Origin of the sequence: Carnobacterium maltaromaticum DSM 20342 (genome assembly GCF_000744945.1) — a bacterium.
GTDB lineage: Bacteria > Bacillota > Bacilli > Lactobacillales > Carnobacteriaceae > Carnobacterium > Carnobacterium maltaromaticum.
This window is the reverse complement of the sequence record NZ_JQMX01000001.1, coordinates 541065-561101: the sequence shown is the minus strand read 5'-3', so window position 1 is coordinate 561101 and position 20037 is coordinate 541065. Positions and strand designations below refer to the sequence as shown.

The following is a 20037-nucleotide window of genomic DNA, read 5'->3' as shown; positions in this document are numbered from 1 at the left end:
TTAATTTTTATTCAGCAAATTTATTTTTGTGATCGTATCGATCAAAATGAATGGCATCACCAATCAGATAATTATAGATGTCATCAACAATCTCAATGCCAGTTTCTTCATACTTCTTCTCACGCATTCGACCACGCTCACCAGGATAGTTAACTTCTGAAAATCCTTCACTAGGTTTAATTTCTTTGAGCTCATCTAGCATTTGACTGATGTTTTCTTTAAAGAGGTCTAAATCTGTAAAGAATGCTGGATTAATAACGATGTGTAATTGGCCAAGCTCACGACCAGCTGATAAATCATGGTACATAGAACTGACATGTTTGCCGAATGGTAAACCCAATAACATGCCTGACAAAATATCTACCATCATCATTAAGCCATAGCCTTTTGGTCCTGCAATTGGAACTAAAGCACTTACTTTGGTTGAATCAGTGGTTGGATTTCCGTTTTCATCAACTGCCCATGTATCAGGAATAGCTTCATTTCGTGAACGAGCATGAAGAACTTTACCCCAGGCTTGAACCGTTGTCGCCATATCAAAAGTAATCATCCGATCATCATGGCTTGGAGCAGCAAAGGCAATTGGATTGGTTCCAAAATAGGCTTCACTTCCACCAAAAGGTACGACCATTGTATCGGATTGACAGACAGAGATCCCAACTAAGTCATTTTCAGCAGCCATTTCAACAAAGTAGGCTAAAGCTCCACTATGTGACATATTTCGTACTCCGACAACTGCTAAACCTGTTTCTTTAGCCATTTTGATTGCCTCATCCATCGCCAACTTTGCAGCAACGTGGCCGGAACCATTATCAGCTTCAAACACACCACAACTCGGAGCTGTTTTTTTAAAACTAAATTCTGGACGATTTGTAATGCCACCCTTTGCAATTCGCTCAGAATAATATTCAACTCGAACAGCACCATGAGAATGAATGCCTCTTGCATCTGCAAAAGTCAAAACATCACTTACAATTTCAGCATGTTCTTTCGTCAATCCTGCCGCTTCGATTTTTGCTTCAATAAGTTTATGCAATTGCTTCTTTGGTATTTTCATAGTCTTCCTCCCTCTAAAATAAATTTGTCTATTCTTCCCCAAACTACTATTTATATCTGGTTAATTTAACTTCTCATTTGATAAATCAACCTAATTTTCAATTTTAGTGACTAGTCTTGCTCCCCAAAAGCACTAGCCTTGTCATAGCGATTAAAATGAATCGTTTCACTAACTAAATAGTCATAGATTTCTTTCACTATTGGAATACCCTCTTTTTTATATTTTTCAGAAACAATTTCAGATAGTTCCCCTGGATATAAAACTTGATCAAACCCTGATGCCGGCTTCGTATTATGAAGCTCTTCCACCATTTGATTCACATCTGCTTTAAATTTATCTAAATCAGTAAAGAAGCTTGGATTAATAATAATGTGTAACTGTCCTAAATTACGACCAGCTGTAATATCAGTATACATGGAAGAAACATGTTTCCCAAATGGTAAGCCTAATAAGGTTCCAGATAAGATATCGACCATCATCATTAAGCCATAGCCTTTTGGACCAGCGATTGGTAACAATGCTTTTACCTCATGAGGATTAGTTGTTGGATTGCCTGAACCATCAACGGCCCACGTATCTGGTATATCAACATTGCGAGCACGAGCATCTAAAATTTTTCCCCAAGCTTGAACCGTTGTCGCCATATCAAAAACAACAGGAGTATGATCTTTTCTAGGGGCAGCAAAGGCAATTGGATTGGTTCCGAAATAAGGTTCTGCACCACCAAAAGGTACGACCATTGGATCTGACTGACAAACTGATAAAGCAATCATATCAGCTTCGGCTGCTTGTTTAACAAAATAAGCTAAAGCTCCACTGTGCCCCATTTGGTGAACACCTACAACGCCAATTCCAGTCTCCTTAGCCAAACGAATAGCCTCTTTCAAAGCTTCATTGGACGCATAATGCCCAACTCCATTATCGGCTTCAAAAATCCCTGTACTTGGTCCAGTTTGATTGAATTTAAAATTAGGTGTTAAATTACTTCCACCTTTAGCGATTCTTTCAGCATAATAATCAACCCGAACAGCTCCATGAGAATGAATACCTCTTGCATCGGCAAAAGCTAAGGTTTCAGCTACAGTATTTGCATGTAAACTTGATAAACCTGCTTTTTCTAATTTTTTTTGAATTAATTCATGTAATTCGGATTCGGTTACTCGAACCATTTCTAATTCTGTCATGACTAAAAACTCGCTTTCTACGAATAAAATTTATATTTGTGCATCTCGGTTACAATCTTTAGAGTATAAATAACTAAAGCTTTCATCACGTCCAACTGCATAAGTTGCTTGAGGAACGTATGCTCCCATAAATAAATAGTCTCCCTTTTTAATTGGTAACCATTCATTATCTAGTACATAGACTCCAGCACCCGATAACATATAAGCACCGTGTTCTTGGACATGGGTTTCAATATAACCATGGCTAGCTCCAGGTTTAAAAGATAGAATATGGAAATTCATATCAAACCCTAAACCTTTAGGTAGTAAATCAGTTAAAAGAACATCGCTCATACCTTCATACTCTTCAGCTTGAATGTCATTTGTATTTCCAGAAACTACATGAGCTTCATATCCATCAATTGCTTCATAGCGTTTTTTATATAGGAAGAGTTCACTATTTTCGCCATAAATATTTTCTAAATACATTTTTTTTCCAGCGGGTAAGTAGACATAGCCTCCATCCGTATGAATGTATTCGTTTTCACCATCACTTATTTTAACTTTTCCAGAAAGTACATAGACAAAAGTCTCAACTCCTGGTTCACCGAATCCACGTGTATTTTTCCCATTTGGTAACAATGTAACCAAATAATCAACAAAGCTTGCACCTAATTTAGGTGATGAAAGAATTGATAGTTCACAATTTTCAAAACCTGGAATTGTATTATTCACTAAACCATCTGGTGGAATCAAAGCAAAGTTGCCTCTTCTTATAATTGAACGTGACGCTAATAAATCATCATTGTAACCTGTATTTTTATTTCTATAACCCATTTAAAAATCCCTCACTTTAATTTTCTTCTGTTTTATTGGTTGAAATGAGGCTGAGAAAGTCTCAGCCTACATTCCCAATCTATTTGCTAAAAATACTTATTTCGCTTTAGCTTTTTTATTTTTCATCATAATGTTGGCTCCTAAAAATAGAACGGTCCCAACAACCATGATAATAGCTGATAAAAAGAATCCATTAACTTTTGAACCTGTAGCATCAGAGATCACTCCTGTAACCCAAGGTGCCAATACTGAGGAACTCATACCAAAGAAATTGAAGACTCCAAAAGTTGTTCCATAGCCTTTTTTCGGTGCAGTATCCCCGATATAAGAAATGATAATTGGTTCAACAGCTAATTTTCCTAATAATCCATATAACACTAACCCAACAAGTAAGACACCAGATGTAGGAGCCATAACAGTTAAAACAAGCATCGCTGCAGCTAATAATTCTAGTACAACAATAAATTGAATTTTTTTGTCTTGAAACTTATCAGATAAACGACTAAAGAACAACGCTCCAGGAATAGCTGAAAAAGCAACTAAGGCAGAAGAAAAACCAATTGCAACCCCTTCAAATCCACGTTCTTGCTGTAAAAATGATGGCAACCATGTAACAACCATATAATAGCCATAACATGTTGCGAAATAAAGAACATAGGAAGCAATCATATGTGGAGCAAATAAAGTGCTCATTGAAACTTTATCCTCAGGATCATGTTTTGCTTTAGCCGTTGGATGATTCACAACAGCATCTGGAGTCGTACGAATAACTTTTATAAAGACAATCATGATTAAGACAACTAAGATTGCTACTAAATACATCATAATTTGCCAAGGCAAACCTAATTGTTTTACTAGTAAACTTGATAAAATAAGACCGATCCCCATACCCACTGCGGAACCACTATTAATAATTGCTGTTGAAAGTCCACGACGTTCTTGCGGAATACTTTCAGATGATAATGAATAGGCAGAACCATAATAAGATCCACATCCAATACCAGCCATTAAACTTCCTGCATAAACCATAGTAATACCATTAGCATTTGCAATGACGATTGCAGCTAAAGCAAACAATGTAAAACCAGGAATTAAAACCATTTTCTTCCCAAATTTATCAACTAAAATACCTGCTGGAATTTGCATCCCTGTATAACCAAAGAAATAAAAGCTGGCAATAGCCCCTAAAGAACTATCACTAATTCCGCCACCTAAAGATAGGTTTAACTCTGGAAAAATTGGCGACAAAGCTGAACGATAAATCCAAATAACTGTCCAACCTAAACACAACATAATAATAATCTGTTGCCAATATTCCAAGCCTTTTTTCTTTGCAACTTGCTGATTCTCCATTAATAATTCCTCCTATAATAAAAAGTTTGTTGAGCCGGTTAGGCCTGGCAGAAAAATAGGGAAATTTGATGTGGCGTTTTTTGCCACCTCGAAATTTTATCTTTTTTCCGAAGGACTGGCTCAAAAGAACTGGCCTTAATAAAAAGTTTGTTGAGCCGGTTAGCTCCGGCAAGAAAATAGGAAAAATTGATATGGCGTTTTTTGCCATCTCGAATTTTTATCTTTTTCTCGAGGAGTAGGCTCAAAAAAACTAGCCTTAATAAAAAGTTGACCCAAATAACTCACTAATTTATCGCATTTGGGTCAATTAAAATTTTCTGATTAACTAGTCTACATAAGCTAACTTATAAAGTGCCGCTGCCATTGTTCGAACACCCTCAACTAAATCCTCGTTTTTAGTATCTTCAGCTGGGTTATGGCTAATTCCACCAATACTTGGTACAAAAATCATAGCAGTTGGAATATGAGGTGCAATAATTTGTGAATCATGACCCGCTCCACTATGCATCATTCGATAATTAATTCCCTCAGCTTCAGAAACTTCTTTTAACACATTGATAATTTTTTCGTCCATTGGAACTGGAGGCTCATTCATCCAAAGATCAATCTCAATCTCCATTCCCATTTCCTCAGCTATTCTCTTCATATCTGCTTCAATTTCAGCTGTAAAAGCATCTAATTCAGCTTGATTGGTATGACGACAATCCATCGTGAATAGAACTTCTCCTGGAACAACATTAACTGTATTTGGTTTTGGTTCAACTTTTCCAAAAGTTAACACTAATGGTTCTCCAACCTCACGAGCCTTATCAATTGATTGAGCACATATTTTACTAAACGCGTAAACTGCATCTTTACGGTATTTCATTGGTGTCGTTCCAGCATGATTTGCCTGACCTTTTAACACAATTGTATAGCGTTTTTGTCCAACAATGCTTGTCACAACTCCAACTGATTTGCCTTCAAGCTCTAAAACATTTCCTTGTTCAATATGAATTTCAACAAATGCTTTAATATCATCACGAATTGGTTCAGACTCATCTTTAAAATCAAAACCTACATTATGCATAGCATCGACAAATTTTATGCCGTTAAAATCTGAAATATCAATAACATCTTCTTTTTTCGCTTCATTAAACAGGTTTTTACTTCCCCAAAATGCATAAGGAAAACGGCTACCTTCTTCTTCAGCCATTGAAATAACTTCTAAACTACGTAATGGTTGACCATACTTTTCTTTTAATAATTTAACTGCTAAATAGGCCGATAACACTCCGAATTGCCCATCTAACTTCCCACCGTTAACAACGGTATCAATGTGCGAACCAGATAAAATAGTTTCTTCTGGATATTTAGATCCTTCTAAACGACCAAATAAATTGCCAATAGCATCAAATTTAGTTGTCATGCCAATTTCCTCTAATTTAGCCTTGACGCCATTTTGAGCTTCTAACCATGAATCAGAGTACAATAAACGTGTTGTTCCGCCTGTAGGATCTGCGCCAATATTAGAAAGCCATTTAACACTTTCTAGTACTTCCTTATCTAAATCTAAATGAGTCATTTTTTTCTTCCTTTCTTGGATAAAATTGATTCAACTATAGGTCTTTACTACACTTATAATTGTAAGCGCTATTCATTGAGATAGCATTGTCCAAATAAGCTAAATCCATGTGCAACTCTTTGTCCATAACAGCCAAATCGCTTTAATCAATTCGTTCCTTTTGCTCTGGTACTTTAGTCAACATTTCGTTATACTAAAATTAAATTAAACGTACAGACTACTTTTTTTAGAATGTACCAACTCTTGGAGGGATTTCATGCTCTTATACAAAGATTTTATTTTTCATACAACTGAAAAATACCAATTAGAAGCATCACTTTATCAACCAACAGGCACCCCTTTAAATCAAACCATCATCTATCTCCATGGCGGAGGGTTAATATGGGGTTCACGATTTGATTTACCTGAAGAATATATTCAATTATTTTTATCAGCTGGTTATCACTTTTTAACATTAGACTACCCTTTGGCGCCAGAAGTAGAACTTCCTGAGATTGAAGCTGCCATTCAAACTGGGATTAACTGGTTTTTAAATCAAGCTAATCAGAGCTTAGAATTAAAAAGTAATGAATTTATTTTATTTGGTCGTTCAGCCGGGGCTTACCTTGGATTTTTATATCAAAAAAACGCCCTAGCCGTTCAGCCAAAAAAATTCATCAGTTTTTATGGTTATCACAGTATCAATGAAGCTTTTTATTTAAGACCTAGTTCATTTTATCTTCGCTATCCTAAAATTTCTGAAGAAACAAAAAAGGCCTTAATTCAAACAAAGCCCCTTGTTTCTGGGCCATTAGAGACTAGGTACGCTATTTACATCTATGCACGACAAACCGGCCGATGGATTGATTTAATTTTACAACACCAACAAAACTATTCCAACTATTCCTTAACTAATGAAGAGCTGAAAATGTTACCTCCAACTTTTATTGCTCAAAGTACTGCAGATCAAGATGTTCCCTATTCAATTGGAGCATACTTAAATCAACATATTTTAAATAAAGAGTTTATAACAATTGAAGGTCTAGCTCATGATTTTGATAAAGACCCGAACATTAAAGAAGCTCAAATGACCTATCAAAAATTAATCGTATGGCTTTCTAAGGACTGATTTATAAAAACGGATTACTTCTCTAAGAGATAAGTAGTTCGTTTTTTTCTATAAAAAATTATTAAATATCTATTAGGTTTTAATGTGGAAATATTTAAGATACATGGAATTTATGTCAATTAGGAGTATAATTTCTAATAGAGAATACTCTCTGTATATTTATATGAAGTAATTCAATATTGGAGGACGAAAAACTGTGAAAAAAGAAAAAACCTTTTTCGGTCAACCTAGAGGATTATCGACCCTCTTTTTTACTGAAATGTGGGAAAGATTTAGTTACTATGGAATGCGTGCTATTTTAATTTATTATATCTATGATTCAGTTGCGAATGGTGGACTTGGCTATTCAAAATCCTTAGCCGCTTCAATTATGGCAATTTATGGTTCAATGGTTTACATGTCTAGCGTCATTGGCGGTTGGCTAAGTGATCGCGTTTTAGGTAGTCGAAAGACAATCTTTTATGGCGGGATTTTAATTATGATTGGACATATTATTTTAGCTACCCCTTTTGGAGCACCTGCACTATTTGCTTCAATTGCTATTATCGTATTAGGGACAGGGATGCTAAAACCAAATGTTTCAGAAATTGTTGGTGGATTATATCATAAAAATGATTTAAGGCGAGATTCTGGTTTTAGTATTTTTGTAATGGGAATTAATATTGGTTCATTCTTGGCTCCAATTATATTAGGAGCTGTTCAAAAAGAATACAACTATCATGTCGGTTTTTCTATCGCAGCCTTTGGGATGTTAGCTGGTTTAATTCAATACTATTTCCAAGGGAAAAAATATTTAGGTACTGTAGGTCTTGAACCTACTAATCCGATTTCAGAAACTGAAAAAAGTGCAGTCTATAAAAATTTAATCAAGGGTATAGGGCTTCTCGCAATAGTTATTTTAGGTGCGGCATTACTTGGAAAATTAACGATTGAATTTGTTATTTTCCTACTAAGTATTTTAGGGGTAGCATTACCTGTTTATTATTTTACTAAAATGATTCGTAGTAAAGATGTAAATGATATGGAACGTTCTAGAATATGGGCTTATATTCCCCTTTTTATTGCAAGTATCTTTTTCTGGTCGATTGAAGAACAAGGGTCAGTTGTCTTAGCTATCTATGCTGATGAACGAACAAATTTAGATTTTATGGGTTTTCACCTAATTCCAAGTTGGTTCCAGTCACTCAACCCCTTATTTGTTATTCTGATGTCAACAATGTTTGCTTGGCTTTGGACGAAACTTGGTGAACGTCAGCCTTCAACAACCATTAAGTTTTCAATAGGAATTGTCTTTGCTGGTCTTTCTTTTGTTATATTAGTCATCCCAGCGTTATTAAATGGTGTGGATACTTTAGTTAGCCCATGGTGGTTAGTTCTAAGCTTTTTCCTAGTTATCGTTGGTGAAATGTGTTTGTCCCCTGTTGGATTAAGTGCCACAACAAAACTCGCGCCAAGAGCTTTCCAATCTCAAATGATGAGCGTCTGGTTTTTAGGTGATGCAGCCGCACAAGCAATCAATGCTCAAATCGTTTCCCTTTACTCACCAGAAAATGAAGTTATGTATTTTGCGATTGTCGGCGGATTTACAATTGCTGTTGGTTTACTATTATCTCTGATGAATTCAAAAATAAAAACGTTAATGCAAGGCTTGAATTAAGTAATAAATGAAAACCATTCTAAAGCTCCTTATTTCCAGGTCTTTTAGAATGGTTTTCTTTGTAAAATAACTATTAAAATTAACTATCTAAGCGGCTTAAATATTAAGTTTATGTCAACTTTGTGTTTTACGCTAGACAAAATAGTAAATTGACGTATAATGATGGTAACACAACAGAAAGGAGTGACAAATTAAAGATGATAACAACAACTATTGAAAAAGTTTGGGCAATTCAAGGCTTACTATTTAAAAATGAAGATTATCAACTTGCGTTAGAACTAGAAGATAGTGGAAATCGTGTTCAGTTACGCTATATCGTTTTAAATGAAGATTCGCCAAACTATCAAATCAACCAAGAATTTGGTTGGAACCAATCAGATTTCGAACTTTACAAAAGTTCCCGCGATGCAGAAGAAAACCTTCTAGTAATCGCCTAAGAGTAGGTTATTGCAGCTCGTCCATGAGGGTAGCAACCTACTTTTATTCATATAAAATAAACAGTCATCCCTTCTATGTAAAAGAAGAGGATTATTTTTTTGTCTTTTTTTAATCTTATATGTTATATAGTCGCTGAATCGATTTAGCATTTAGCTGCTGACTACCTTGAGTTAAATCTAAAAAATAATTCAACTGCCATTTTTGCGTTTGGATTGCTTGTGGATTATCCGGCTGATCCCACAATGGATAAACTCGAAACCCTCTTTTCCCTCCCACCCCATTGACTGATAAAATCCCTTTTTCAATTAATATTTTTTTTGGAAAAACAAATTGACCGATATGCTCACCTAATCTTGTATTAATCACGACAAAATCCATTTTATCTTGACTTGTGTACGGCTCAATTATTCCTTTCACATTTCTTTTCCATAAAGTAACAAACTGGCCTACTTTTGTTGGTGTGGTTTTCGCTACTCTGAATCTAATCAATAAATGATCGAGCTTAATTAAATAAGCCCCATACTCACTATTTTGTTTTTCAACCTCCCAATCTAATTGATTCCAGTCAAAATAACGAAAAACTTCTTCTGTAGTTACGATTAAATCCGGATGAATAGAAGCTTCAGTAAGCTGTGGATTATTATCTAACTTCCTTTTTTTATTTTCCATAATTAGAATCCCTACCTTTTCAATTTAATTTAGTATAACAAACAAAACCAGACAACTGAATGTCACCTTTTAAACAATATGGTTTACATAATAAAATTACTGTATACTAAATTTTTTTTACAGTTTAATGACAATTTTAACAAATTATAAATAATCCATTAAGCTTCGGCTTAATTCTTAGGCAGTTGGATAGATTCATGTTATAGTAAAGGATAGTAAAAGTGTAGAAAAGGTGGATCAAAATGAAGAATAGAAAAGATTATTTAAAGTTACTATTTTTGATCAGCCTATCCGTATGCTTAATGTTCTTTATTAATGAGCATTATATTAAAGCTGATAAAAAAAATCCAGTCATCTCATCAACTGAACCAGCGGTCACTCCTAAGAAAAAGACGAAAACCTCTGACTTACCTATTTCGGCTCAATTGGATGTACCCTTACTCTATCAATTTGACGAACCAAGTCTTTATAATGGCTGTGAAGTTACTTCCTTAGCAATGCTAATTCAGTTTTACGGATCAACAGTTACAAAAAATGAATTAGCAGATAATCTTGTTAGTGTTCCTTTAATGGACGATGATGGCTATATGGGTAATCCTAATCAAGCTTTCGTTGGAGATGTTAGCGGGAATGATTCACCTGGTTTAGGTGTTTATCATGGTCCTATTGCTAATTTAGCTAAAGAATACGTTGGAAATGAGAATGTACTTGATAGCACTGGTTCTGATTTTACCGATGTTATGGCACAAGTTGCCGCTGGTAACCCTGTTTGGATTATCACCACAGCAACATTTTCTCCTGTAGATGATTTTTTTACTTGGGAAACAACAACTGGTAAGATTGATGTAACATACAGCATGCACAGTGTTGTGGTAACTGGCTATGATGCTGAATCAATTTATTTTAATGACCCTTATGGTGAAAAAGATGCTTCTATGGATAAAGAAAATTTTATAGCTGCTTTTGAGCAAATGGGCTCTCAAGCGATTTCGCTTTTCAATAATTAAAAAACTGACTTAAGCAGTCTCCCTCTGTATCCAGGAGCAACTTAAGTCAGTTTTTTTTTTATTTCTCAATTAATAAAGTCTTGCCAATACTTAACAAACATAAATAAGCTACTTTAACAGGTTTGCCACTGATATTTTCAAGGGCTTCTCTATATAAATTCATTTGTCCACGATAGTTCTTACTAATTTTTTCAAGTGCTATTGTAGAGTTTTTATCTACATAATCTGTTTTAAAATCATATAAAATCAACCCATCTTCTTCTTCAAGAAAGCCATCAATGATTCCATGAATCAATAGCTTATCACTGGCATCTTCATGCATATCCGTAAATATTTTTTCAGCATCCATCAATAATGAAAATGGCGCTTCGCGAGTGACTAATTTAGGCTTTTCCAGCATTAATTCACCTAATTCTGTTGTAAAAAAAGCTAATATCGCATCTACTTGGATCTTTGTAGCTAACTTATCTGTTAATAAACCTTTTGCAACGAATGTAGCAATTAAATCTTTAACACTTTCTTTTGTTGGAATCTGTGTTAAATCTATATTTTGCATGATTAAATGCGTCGCTGTTCCAATTTCGGCAGCTGATGGTTCACTTTCATCACTCATAAATTTAGGACGAGATAATTTTTCAGAAACAAATCGATTTCGAGGTTTATTTACATCAATTTTTACCATTCGAGCATTTTCAGGCTCTTCAAACAGCCGCTTAATTTCTGACACCGACTGATAACTAGTAGTCCGTGTCGCACTTTCGTGAGTATACTCATACTCCATGCGCTTAACAGCTAGTTGAAAAGCTTCATCATTTTGATGTTTGTCATTATTTTTAGCTTGTACTTCTAAATTTTCTAACCAGGTTGAGTCTTCTTCCAAGTCGATAGTTTGTATATTTTCACGTATTGAGCTCTCGTTGTGAAATGAAACCTTAAAACGAGCTGGATGTTGCCAAATACTGCCAATTTTTGCTGGAGTTTCTAGATAATCGTTTTTCCCATCTGGATGTCTGACTAATGACATTCCAATCCATTTCATTAAGCTAGAGGCATTAAAACGTTCACTACTTGGTAAAATAGCTTCACTATAATGTGCCGTTTGGCCCCATTCTAACCAAGCGGATTCTTCATTTTTATACGATCCGACTAAAAATAATTTTTCTTCCGCTCTTGTGACAGCTACATATAACTTACGCATTTCTTCAGATAATAATTTTTTCTTTTTTTCTATTTTTAAAGCAACCTCTGGCAATGTTGTATAACTAATTCTTCGCTCTAAATCTTTAAAACTCGTTCCAACACCGTAATCTTCATTAAATAAATAACTTTTTTGAATATCCTGTAAATTAAAGCGCTTGGTCAAATCTAAAACAAAGACTACTGGAAATTCCAAACCCTTACTTCCATGAATAGTCATCACACGCACGGCATCTTCAGACGCTGAGATTGCTGTAGGTTCAGCCAAATCTTTATCTTTTTCTTGCATTTTCTCAATAAAGCGAACAAACTGGAACAATCCTTTAAAGCTACTGACTTCATAACTCTCTGCTCGTTGATACAAAGCATGCAAATTGGCTTGACGCTGTTTTCCTGAGCTCATTCCACCAACGTAGTCTAAAAAGCCTGTATCTTCATAAATCGTCCATATTAAGGTCACTAATTGTTCACGTCTAGCGATTCTGCGCCAGTTCTCTAATTGCTCCATAAATCGTTTAACTTTTTCAAATAGAATCGTATCAAAATGACTGGCTTTTGCTTGACCTTGATAAGTTTTATAAAAATTTTCTAGTGCTGCGTAATAATCACCCGTTTTTTTCGTAATTCTAATTGAAGCTAGTTGATTTTCATCTAATGCAACAATCGGCGAACGTAGCACAGCAGCTAACGGAATATCTTGATAAGGATTATCAATAATTTTCAAAAGTGCCATCATAATTTTGATTTCTGTAGTTTGAAAATAATTTTGCGTATCACTAACATGAATTGGTACAGACATCCGTTTAAAAACATCCAGTAAAATCAAATTATTTTTTTTAGTTGGAGTCAATAAGACAATATCTCGATATGAAATCGGTCGATTAACCTTTTTATCTTTATCATAAATGGGAAATTTCTCAGCAATTAATTGTTGAATACGCTGAGCGACCATTAATAACTCACCTTCTGTTTTATCATCAATCCGCATGTCCCACTCAACCGATTCAACTTCTTCAGAGTCAGTATCCTCATTAGAGCCTTTTTCGTAAATCAACAGCTCTGGTTGGTGGCAATTGGTTTCTGGAAAATCAGGAAAACCATGAATTAACTTCGCATCTTCATCATAAAATAGTTGACCAACAGATTTATCCATTAATTGTTCAAAAATTAAATTAGTAAAATGTAAGACTTCCCCTCGGGAGCGGAAATTTTCAGCTAAAATGATCCGTTCGCCATCAATATGTTGACCAAATTTTTCATATTTTGTTAAAAATAAACTCGGATCAGCTAAGCGAAAAGAATATATAGATTGTTTGACATCCCCCACCATAAATAGGTTTCCATTTACAGAATCTTCACTACTTAGCCAACGAATAATATTTTCTTGTAATTGATTGACATCTTGATATTCATCCACTAGTACTTCACTAAATTTTTCTCGATAGTAGTTAGAAGCTTCTGTTGGTGACCATGTGTTTCCTTCAAAATTCGCTAAAATTTCTAAGGTTAAATGCTCTAAATCATTAAAATCCAGCACATTTTGACGACGTTTTTCTTTAGAATAAGCTTCTGTAAATAACTGTGTTACCCGTGCCATCTCGTCCACTAAAGGTGTCGCTTTTTCCATGATTGCGCTCATTTCTTGCGGAGAAGTAGTAAAATAATCTGTCACAAGTTGATTGTATCGTTCTTTGTATTGGTCTCGTAATGCTTTTAATTCAGCTCCAGCTTCTTTAATGCTCTCATCTGCGGCTTTTTTTACTGTAGCTATGCGCTCAAATTTAAAAGCACTTAGTTGATTATAGGCTGTTTCATAGTGATTTCCCATAATTGATTCCAATAATTCTTCAAAAAATAAGGTTTCACTAAAAACAAGCGCATGTTGTTTGGTTAATTCTTCAGTTCCTTCCGCGATACTGCTAGCCTTTTGTCCTGTTGCAATTAATCTATATAAACTCTCTATTATTTGCGGTTTTAAAAGCTCTTTAAATAATTTGGTATCTGCTAAATCACCAGAATCCACTCGATATAAATCCGATAAATGTTCTAACCATAAACGAGGATTTGGGTTTGCTCTAGAAAATTCATATAGAGAAAAAATTAATCGCGTTAAACCATCATCATTGCGATCATTTGAATAGGTGGCCGTTAAAGCATAAAAATCATTATTATCCGTACCATAAAGCTCTTCTCTTAAATCACTCCAAACATCTTCTTTCAATAACAGCATTTCCGTTTCATCTGTCAATAAACGAAAGACCGGATCTAAATCAATTAAATAGTAATAACGACGAATCACTTGCAAACAAAAAGCATGTAATGTACTAATCGAAGCTTGTGGCAATAAAGGGACTTGTTTGACTAAGTGTTGTTTCATTGCTACGTCGCCCTCGCCAGTGATTGCTTTTTGAATCGCAACTTGAATTCGAGCTTTCATTTCGCGTGCAGCGGCTTCTGTATACGTGACAATTAACAATTCATCAACATTTACACCTGCTTTAATTTTTTCAATCACACGCTGAACTAAGACCGTTGTTTTACCAGAACCAGCCGAAGCAGAAACTAAAATATTATGCCCTTCTTCGTAGACAGCCTGCCATTGTCCATCTGTAAAGCGACTATTCTGTGGTTTAATAGGCAATTCCATCATTCGGTTTCTCCCTCCTTACTAGCCATGCGACGTAAAACCTCTTTTGGATCAATCGGTTCCACTCGATGATAATTATTTTCTGGCAACATCACATCAAATTCACAAACCGAACGAAATGGACACATGCCACAGGCAATTCTTTGTTTATCTTTATAATATGGATTTAAATCAGTTGCTCCTGCCATGATTTTATTCCCAGCTTTCGTAAATAATTCTTGATTGTGGGATCTCAAAGCATTCATTTCTGATTCATTCACAAATTTAGCTGATTTTAAACTTTCATTTTTTAATTCGCGGTAAGGATAAACAATCGAGCTTTTAGTTGGTTCTAAACTTTTATCAAGTTGCCGCAACATTGCTTCATCTTCAAGTAAAATTCCATCTAACTTGAAAGGTTTTAATAGCTCTTCTTGATAATTTTCTTCATCACTGATTTTATCATTTGAAATAAATGGATTTTTGACATGTAAATAAAAAGCACCTGAAGGTTTAGCCTTTCCTCCAATTAATGTCTCAGAATTCATTAAAGCTGTATCCAAATAGGTAATCATTTGCATCGCTAAACCATAATAAGCATCACGGTAATCAAAAGTATGTGCGCTTGATTTATAATCAATGACACTTAAATACTGTTCCCCAGCAACTTCCATCGTGTCTACTCGGTCAATTTTGCCTCGTACATAAAGTTGTCCTTGGTTTTCTAAAGGCAGAACCAGCCCATCAATGCCTTTTTGACTGGCTATCTGACCAAATAAAACTTCAGTTTCAACTGTCGTCATCCCGCTACGTCGACTTTGATTGGCTAAAGCCCACGCCACACGCTTAATTGTATTTCCTAACTGAAAACGAATATAATTCATTCGATTAGATGTCGACAAAATCAGATATTTTGGTTTTCCATATAAAACTTCTAAAACATCGTTTGCGACATTCTTTAAAGAAGCTTCGTCTAAATTTTCTAATTGTAAGTTGCGTTCTTTTAACGATTTAAATAATTGATCCAGAGCATCATGGAAAAATTCACCTGTACCGGCGGAAGATAACTCAAAAACATCTCGTTCTTTTAAGCCTAAACCATAAGTTGCATAATGTTTAAAATGACAAGAATAAAAATTTTCCATTCGTGATACAGAGGTGTAAAGATCCTTACCATATAGCTCCTCAACAATTTCAGGCTTCAATTGAATCGGAACGTTTTTATGCTGTAAACTACTTTTAAGCCTTTCTAATAACGCTCCTGTTTTAGTGCCATCCATTTTGATTCGGTGATATAAACTTAGCCAAAATGGAGGTATCTCTTCACCATTTTCTTTTCTTTGACGCAATAAAACTAATAATTGTGTTAACGTACTTCGTTTTGTTCCAATAAATTCCAGTTGTTCTTCAATAGAGGCTGTTGGTGCTAAATCGGCGACTGTTCCAACTTTTTCTTGAATTATAATTTCTAATCCCGCAACTATTCGTTGAACATAAGGGGATAATTTTGGACCCTCTTTTGAATCATCTGCCACTGGATAACTAAAAATCAGCTTTTCTGTTGAGGCTAAATAGGCTAGATACGCTAAGTAAGGTTCATTAGCCGTTTGCGCTTCAATCGAAGGCCTTAAATACTTGCCTTCCTCTAAAAATGCAGAAAATAGTTCGCGATCTGTTTCTGTTAAAACACTTGCATTTTCACTCTTAGCTGGCAAATTTACTTCTGTCATACCTAAAATAAAGGTAACTTTAGTTGTACCGATTCGTGTACTTTCAATACTAGAGAAAGTAACTTGATCAATACTTGGAGGAATCATACTGTAAGTGGCTTGTTCAAAACCAGTCATGATAATTTCATAAAAAGCGTCTAAGTCAAAAGATGTTTCCCCTAAAACCTCAACATATTCATCTAACAATTGTAAAAATGTATCCCAAGCTTGCTCGTGCTCTTTAGAAGTCTCTAGATCACCAGATTCAATGGCTTGATCACGCCAAAAAGCGATTTGATCCGATACTCCACTACTTTCTAAAAAGGTATAAACGATTTCTGCAGCAGCTAACCCATTCTTTGCTTGATCTAATTTTTTAAACAATGGCTCAAGCAAATTTTTCAGAAAAAGACGGACACTATTAGAAATTTCTTCAATTCGTTGATCTTCTGTTGTTTGTCCAGCATTCTCTTCATGAACAAATTTAGTATAATGCCATGGTTTATTAGAGGTCCAATGATACCCTTCATAGCCATAAGCTAAAATAACATTTTCAGCAATGTCAATTTGACTTCTAAATTTATTCACTTGTTGTTGCCTGACTGCGACACGTATTTTTCGATCATCAGATAACTCAGAATCGCTTACAGGAATAAGTAACTCTGTTCTAAGTAACCGCATAATATCTTGGTAACGCCAATTGTATTTTTTGATAGCTAGAAGTGCTAGTACAAATTCAACTAAAGGATGATGATTCATCGTTTCAGCTTGATCGTTAAATAGCTCTATATCATTTTCTTTAAAGATTGGATTCACAAGTGCCCGATAGTCATTTAAATGACGGGTTAAAACCAATACATCTTGATAACGATACTTACCAGATTCCACTAATCGTCGAATTTCTTTTGCTACATGAGTCACTTCTGCTTGCTTATCGCTTGCTGCCCAAACTTCAATGCCTTCATTGACTGAAATAAGCTCTTTAGCTTCACTATAATTACTGGGTAACAGGCGGCTACTTGTCAACCAAAAATCTTCCAATTGATTTAATTCTTCTGAATACTCAGCTGATTTTTCAGAAATGATACAATCCTGTTTCACTGGAATATTCCCATTACGAGCTAATTGATAGAGTTGATAGTAGGTTTCACCTGTTGCATAAAAAAGTTCATGTAAAGCTGGTTTTTCAACTGGATAGCCTTGATCTAAATTAAGTGCGATTGTGACATCTTTACATTTTTTTAAAAGTGCTCCAATTAGTTCCTGTTCCTGAGCGTTAAAACTTTGGTAACTTTCGATATAAATCGTTGTTTGACTTAAATCAAGCGTTTCAATTTTTTTTGTTAATGCCGTTAAAATATCTTCTTTTTCAATATAAGAACCAATTAAATTTCTTTCAAAACCACGGTATAATAATAAAATATCTTGTAATTTTAATTTGAAATCAGCTTCTTTAAGACTGTCACCTTGCTTTGCAATAATTTCTGCAACATCAGCTTCATTGATTCTGCCACTACGAAGTTCTAAAAACAACTCCGTCAACTGTTGCACGAATCCTGACTTCCGGACCTCACCACGATAAATAGTTAATTCTTCTTCATGCTCCAAAAGTAATTTACGAATTAACATAGCCAGCCCAGCATTTGTTAATTGTGGTTTAATGAAAAGATCACTATCTTGTAAAAAATACCAAGCCAATCGACTAAAACTAAATACTTGAAGACGCATAGCACCCATTATTTTTTGTTCATTAAAAGGAGGCAAATCAGCTAACCTCTTTAAGACTGAAACTTCCGCTTCAAATTGAATATGATCTGGAACTAAATAAAAAATCATTGCCTGCTTGTTATTTGTGATTGTAGTGGCAATTTCTTCTAGCATTATTGCTCTTTTGTCTGTATTTCCACGTCCTAAGACAAATTGCAAACCCATTTTCCCACAACCTTTCTAAAGTTGACTCATTGCTATTTTAACATAGTTTAGACTTTTCGGGCTTTAATTTTCACTCAATAAAATAAATTAAAGGTCTCTTATTTTGACACCTTTCAGTGATAGAATAAATTTAATCAAACGAAAGGGGAAGATATAAAATGAAAAAAATGTTTTTAACTTCATCATTTAAAGATAGCTTCCATTACCTAGAAGCATTTGCCAAGGAAGAATTACGAGGAAAGACAGTTACTTTTATTGATACAGCAAGTCTAGTAGAAGAAATGACTCATTATGTTGATTCAGCCATTGATGCTTTTAATCAATTAGGAATGCTCATCGAAAGACTAGATATATCTAGACAGAATCGGGAATCTATCGAAAAAACCATTAAAAAAAATCAATATATTTACGTTTCAGGTGGAAATACTTTTTATCTTTTACAAGAATTAAAAAACAAAGCAGTTGATACTATTTTACTTTCAGAAATTAATAAAGGTAAAATATATATTGGAGAATCAGCTGGTTCAGTTATTATGTCTCCAAATATTGCGTATATAGCACTAGCAGATAATTCCGATAAAGCAGATAATTTAAGTGATTATACTGGATTAAATCAACTAACTGGCTACCCTGTACCTCATCTTAACAGTGCTTTTCTAGGCAAGGAAATGAACGAAATAATAAAATGCTATCAAGATAAACTCGAGCTTATTCCCATTACGGATGAACAAGTCATTCTATTTGAAAATGACACTATAACAATTATTTGAAATAAACTTAGTAGAAAACCAAGGGGATAACGCTTTTAGTTATTACTCTTGGTTTTTATCTTGTATCCAAAGCTTTGATCAGTTCAACTAATTTCAATGATGTATTCCAGTTACGAAGGGTCCAATCATTTTGTTTAAATAACTTCTGATAGTCTTTCAACAACTTTGATTCTAATTGCGGACCAGTGATTTGCATACAAACAGCTTTTTTGACTATCCAGCCTGATTCAACATCATTGCTTAAAGTTAATGCCTCTATGTCAACTATTTCTTCTTGTTGATAGGCTAGAATCAGTTGTTGATCATCACGCAATCTGCTTGCAATCGAAAGATTTTTCTCAACTATTTCTTTAAATTCACTACCCGTATAAATCACGATTGGAATTAAAAAACCTGCCAATTGACTTAATTTCAACTGAATCTCTTGAGCCAATGCTACTGTATCCATCTTTTTGCCAACCATAACAACATTCCCGCTACGAATATAGGTTGTAACTTGAGTAAAGTTAAGTGATTCTAGCAGCTTTTTTAAATCTGACATGGCTAAAAGATGATTCTTACCAACATTTATCCCTCTTAATAATACAACATAGCTTTCCATAAATTACCTCCCAAAATTGTAACTAGCAAAAAAGCGCAGACCTACGGAATAAATTCCTGAATAAGTTGCGCTTTTTACCTAACATACTAAAATAAAAAATAGAGAATTCCGAGCATTAAAATCGTTCCTAAAGAATAAATAACCTTAAATTTTGGTACACGTGTTTTATGATGAAATAAGGTCATACCTATTAAACCACCTAATCCACCACCTAAAATACCAAAGGACAATAATGTTTTTTCTGGAATTCGCCACAATCTTTTTTTAGCTCGATACTTGTCTACTCCCATTAAAATAAACAATAAACTATTCACACTAACAAAATAAAGACATGCTATAATTGTATCCG

15 protein-coding genes are annotated in these 20037 nt (G+C 34.6%); 5 read left to right on the top strand and 10 right to left on the bottom strand.

From position 1 onward, the window contains the following. Nucleotides 1–7: 7 nt before the first annotated feature. From allD (BR77_RS02620) to allC, 5 genes are all read right to left on the bottom strand, one after another. A complete protein-coding gene (gene allD, locus BR77_RS02620; RefSeq protein WP_035063850.1) occupies nt 8–1057 on the bottom strand; it encodes an ureidoglycolate dehydrogenase in 1050 nt (349 codons plus the stop codon). 110 nt (nt 1058–1167) lie between these two features. Next, a complete protein-coding gene (allD, locus tag BR77_RS02615; protein WP_015076416.1) occupies nt 1168–2241 on the bottom strand; it encodes an ureidoglycolate dehydrogenase in 1074 nt (357 codons plus the stop codon). Between the two features lie 30 nt (nt 2242–2271). Then, the gene (gene allE, locus BR77_RS02610; protein WP_010053760.1) at nt 2272–3057 is read right to left on the bottom strand and encodes a (S)-ureidoglycine aminohydrolase; all 786 of its coding nucleotides are present in this window, start codon (nt 3055–3057) and stop codon (nt 2272–2274) included. Nucleotides 3058–3153: 96 nt separating this feature from the next. Continuing rightward, nucleotides 3154–4410 (bottom strand): MFS transporter, encoded by a 1257-nt coding sequence (locus BR77_RS02605; RefSeq protein WP_015076417.1) that lies wholly within the window; start codon nt 4408–4410, stop codon nt 3154–3156. 325 nt (nt 4411–4735) lie between these two features. After that, a complete protein-coding gene (gene allC / locus BR77_RS02600) occupies nt 4736–5974 on the bottom strand; it encodes an allantoate deiminase (RefSeq protein WP_010053758.1) in 1239 nt (412 codons plus the stop codon). A gap of 256 nt (nt 5975–6230) precedes the next feature. Between allC and BR77_RS02595 the strand changes: the two genes are divergently transcribed. The 3 genes from BR77_RS02595 (at nt 6231) to BR77_RS02585 (ending at nt 9176) form a co-directional block, all read left to right on the top strand. Further along, nucleotides 6231–7082 carry an alpha/beta hydrolase gene (locus BR77_RS02595; protein WP_015076418.1) on the top strand — a complete coding sequence of 284 codons (852 nt, stop codon included), beginning with the start codon at nt 6231–6233 and terminating at the stop codon, nt 7080–7082. Nucleotides 7083–7278: 196 nt separating this feature from the next. After that, nucleotides 7279–8739 (top strand): peptide MFS transporter, encoded by a 1461-nt coding sequence (locus BR77_RS02590; RefSeq protein ID WP_010053755.1) that lies wholly within the window; start codon nt 7279–7281, stop codon nt 8737–8739. A 197-nt stretch (nt 8740–8936) separates the two neighbouring features. Then, the gene (locus tag BR77_RS02585; RefSeq protein WP_010053754.1) at nt 8937–9176 is read left to right on the top strand and encodes a hypothetical protein; all 240 of its coding nucleotides are present in this window, start codon (nt 8937–8939) and stop codon (nt 9174–9176) included. 115 nt (nt 9177–9291) lie between these two features. Here BR77_RS02585 and BR77_RS02580 read toward each other — a convergent pair whose 3' ends face one another. Then, the gene (locus BR77_RS02580; RefSeq protein ID WP_010053752.1) at nt 9292–9846 is read right to left on the bottom strand and encodes a MepB family protein; all 555 of its coding nucleotides are present in this window, start codon (nt 9844–9846) and stop codon (nt 9292–9294) included. A gap of 242 nt (nt 9847–10088) precedes the next feature. On the opposite strand from BR77_RS02580, the gene BR77_RS02575 reads away from it, so the two are divergent. Then, nucleotides 10089–10853 carry a C39 family peptidase gene (locus BR77_RS02575; protein ID WP_035063845.1) on the top strand — a complete coding sequence of 255 codons (765 nt, stop codon included), beginning with the start codon at nt 10089–10091 and terminating at the stop codon, nt 10851–10853. A 58-nt stretch (nt 10854–10911) separates the two neighbouring features. Here the strand turns inward: BR77_RS02575 and addA are convergent, their stop codons facing one another. Continuing rightward, nucleotides 10912–14700: a helicase-exonuclease AddAB subunit AddA gene (addA, locus tag BR77_RS02570; RefSeq protein ID WP_035063842.1), complete on the bottom strand. Its 3789-nt coding sequence runs from the start codon at nt 14698–14700 to the stop codon at nt 10912–10914. Continuing rightward, nucleotides 14697–18317, bottom strand: coding sequence for a helicase-exonuclease AddAB subunit AddB (gene addB, locus BR77_RS02565; protein ID WP_035063840.1), 3621 nt, complete (start codon nt 18315–18317; stop codon nt 14697–14699). The genes addA and addB overlap by 4 nt, the downstream gene beginning before the upstream one ends. Nucleotides 18318–18475: 158 nt before the next feature. On the opposite strand from addB, the gene BR77_RS02560 reads away from it, so the two are divergent. Continuing rightward, the gene (locus BR77_RS02560; protein WP_035063837.1) at nt 18476–19087 is read left to right on the top strand and encodes a Type 1 glutamine amidotransferase-like domain-containing protein; all 612 of its coding nucleotides are present in this window, start codon (nt 18476–18478) and stop codon (nt 19085–19087) included. A gap of 55 nt (nt 19088–19142) precedes the next feature. Here BR77_RS02560 and BR77_RS02555 read toward each other — a convergent pair whose 3' ends face one another. Further along, nucleotides 19143–19688: a DUF1697 domain-containing protein gene (locus BR77_RS02555; protein ID WP_015076426.1), complete on the bottom strand. Its 546-nt coding sequence runs from the start codon at nt 19686–19688 to the stop codon at nt 19143–19145. Nucleotides 19689–19774: 86 nt separating this feature from the next. Beyond that, complete coding sequence (locus tag BR77_RS02550) at nt 19775–20002, bottom strand: DUF1294 domain-containing protein (protein ID WP_411674952.1); 228 nt, start codon at nt 20000–20002, stop codon at nt 19775–19777. Between the last annotated feature and the right edge of the window lie 35 nt (nt 20003–20037).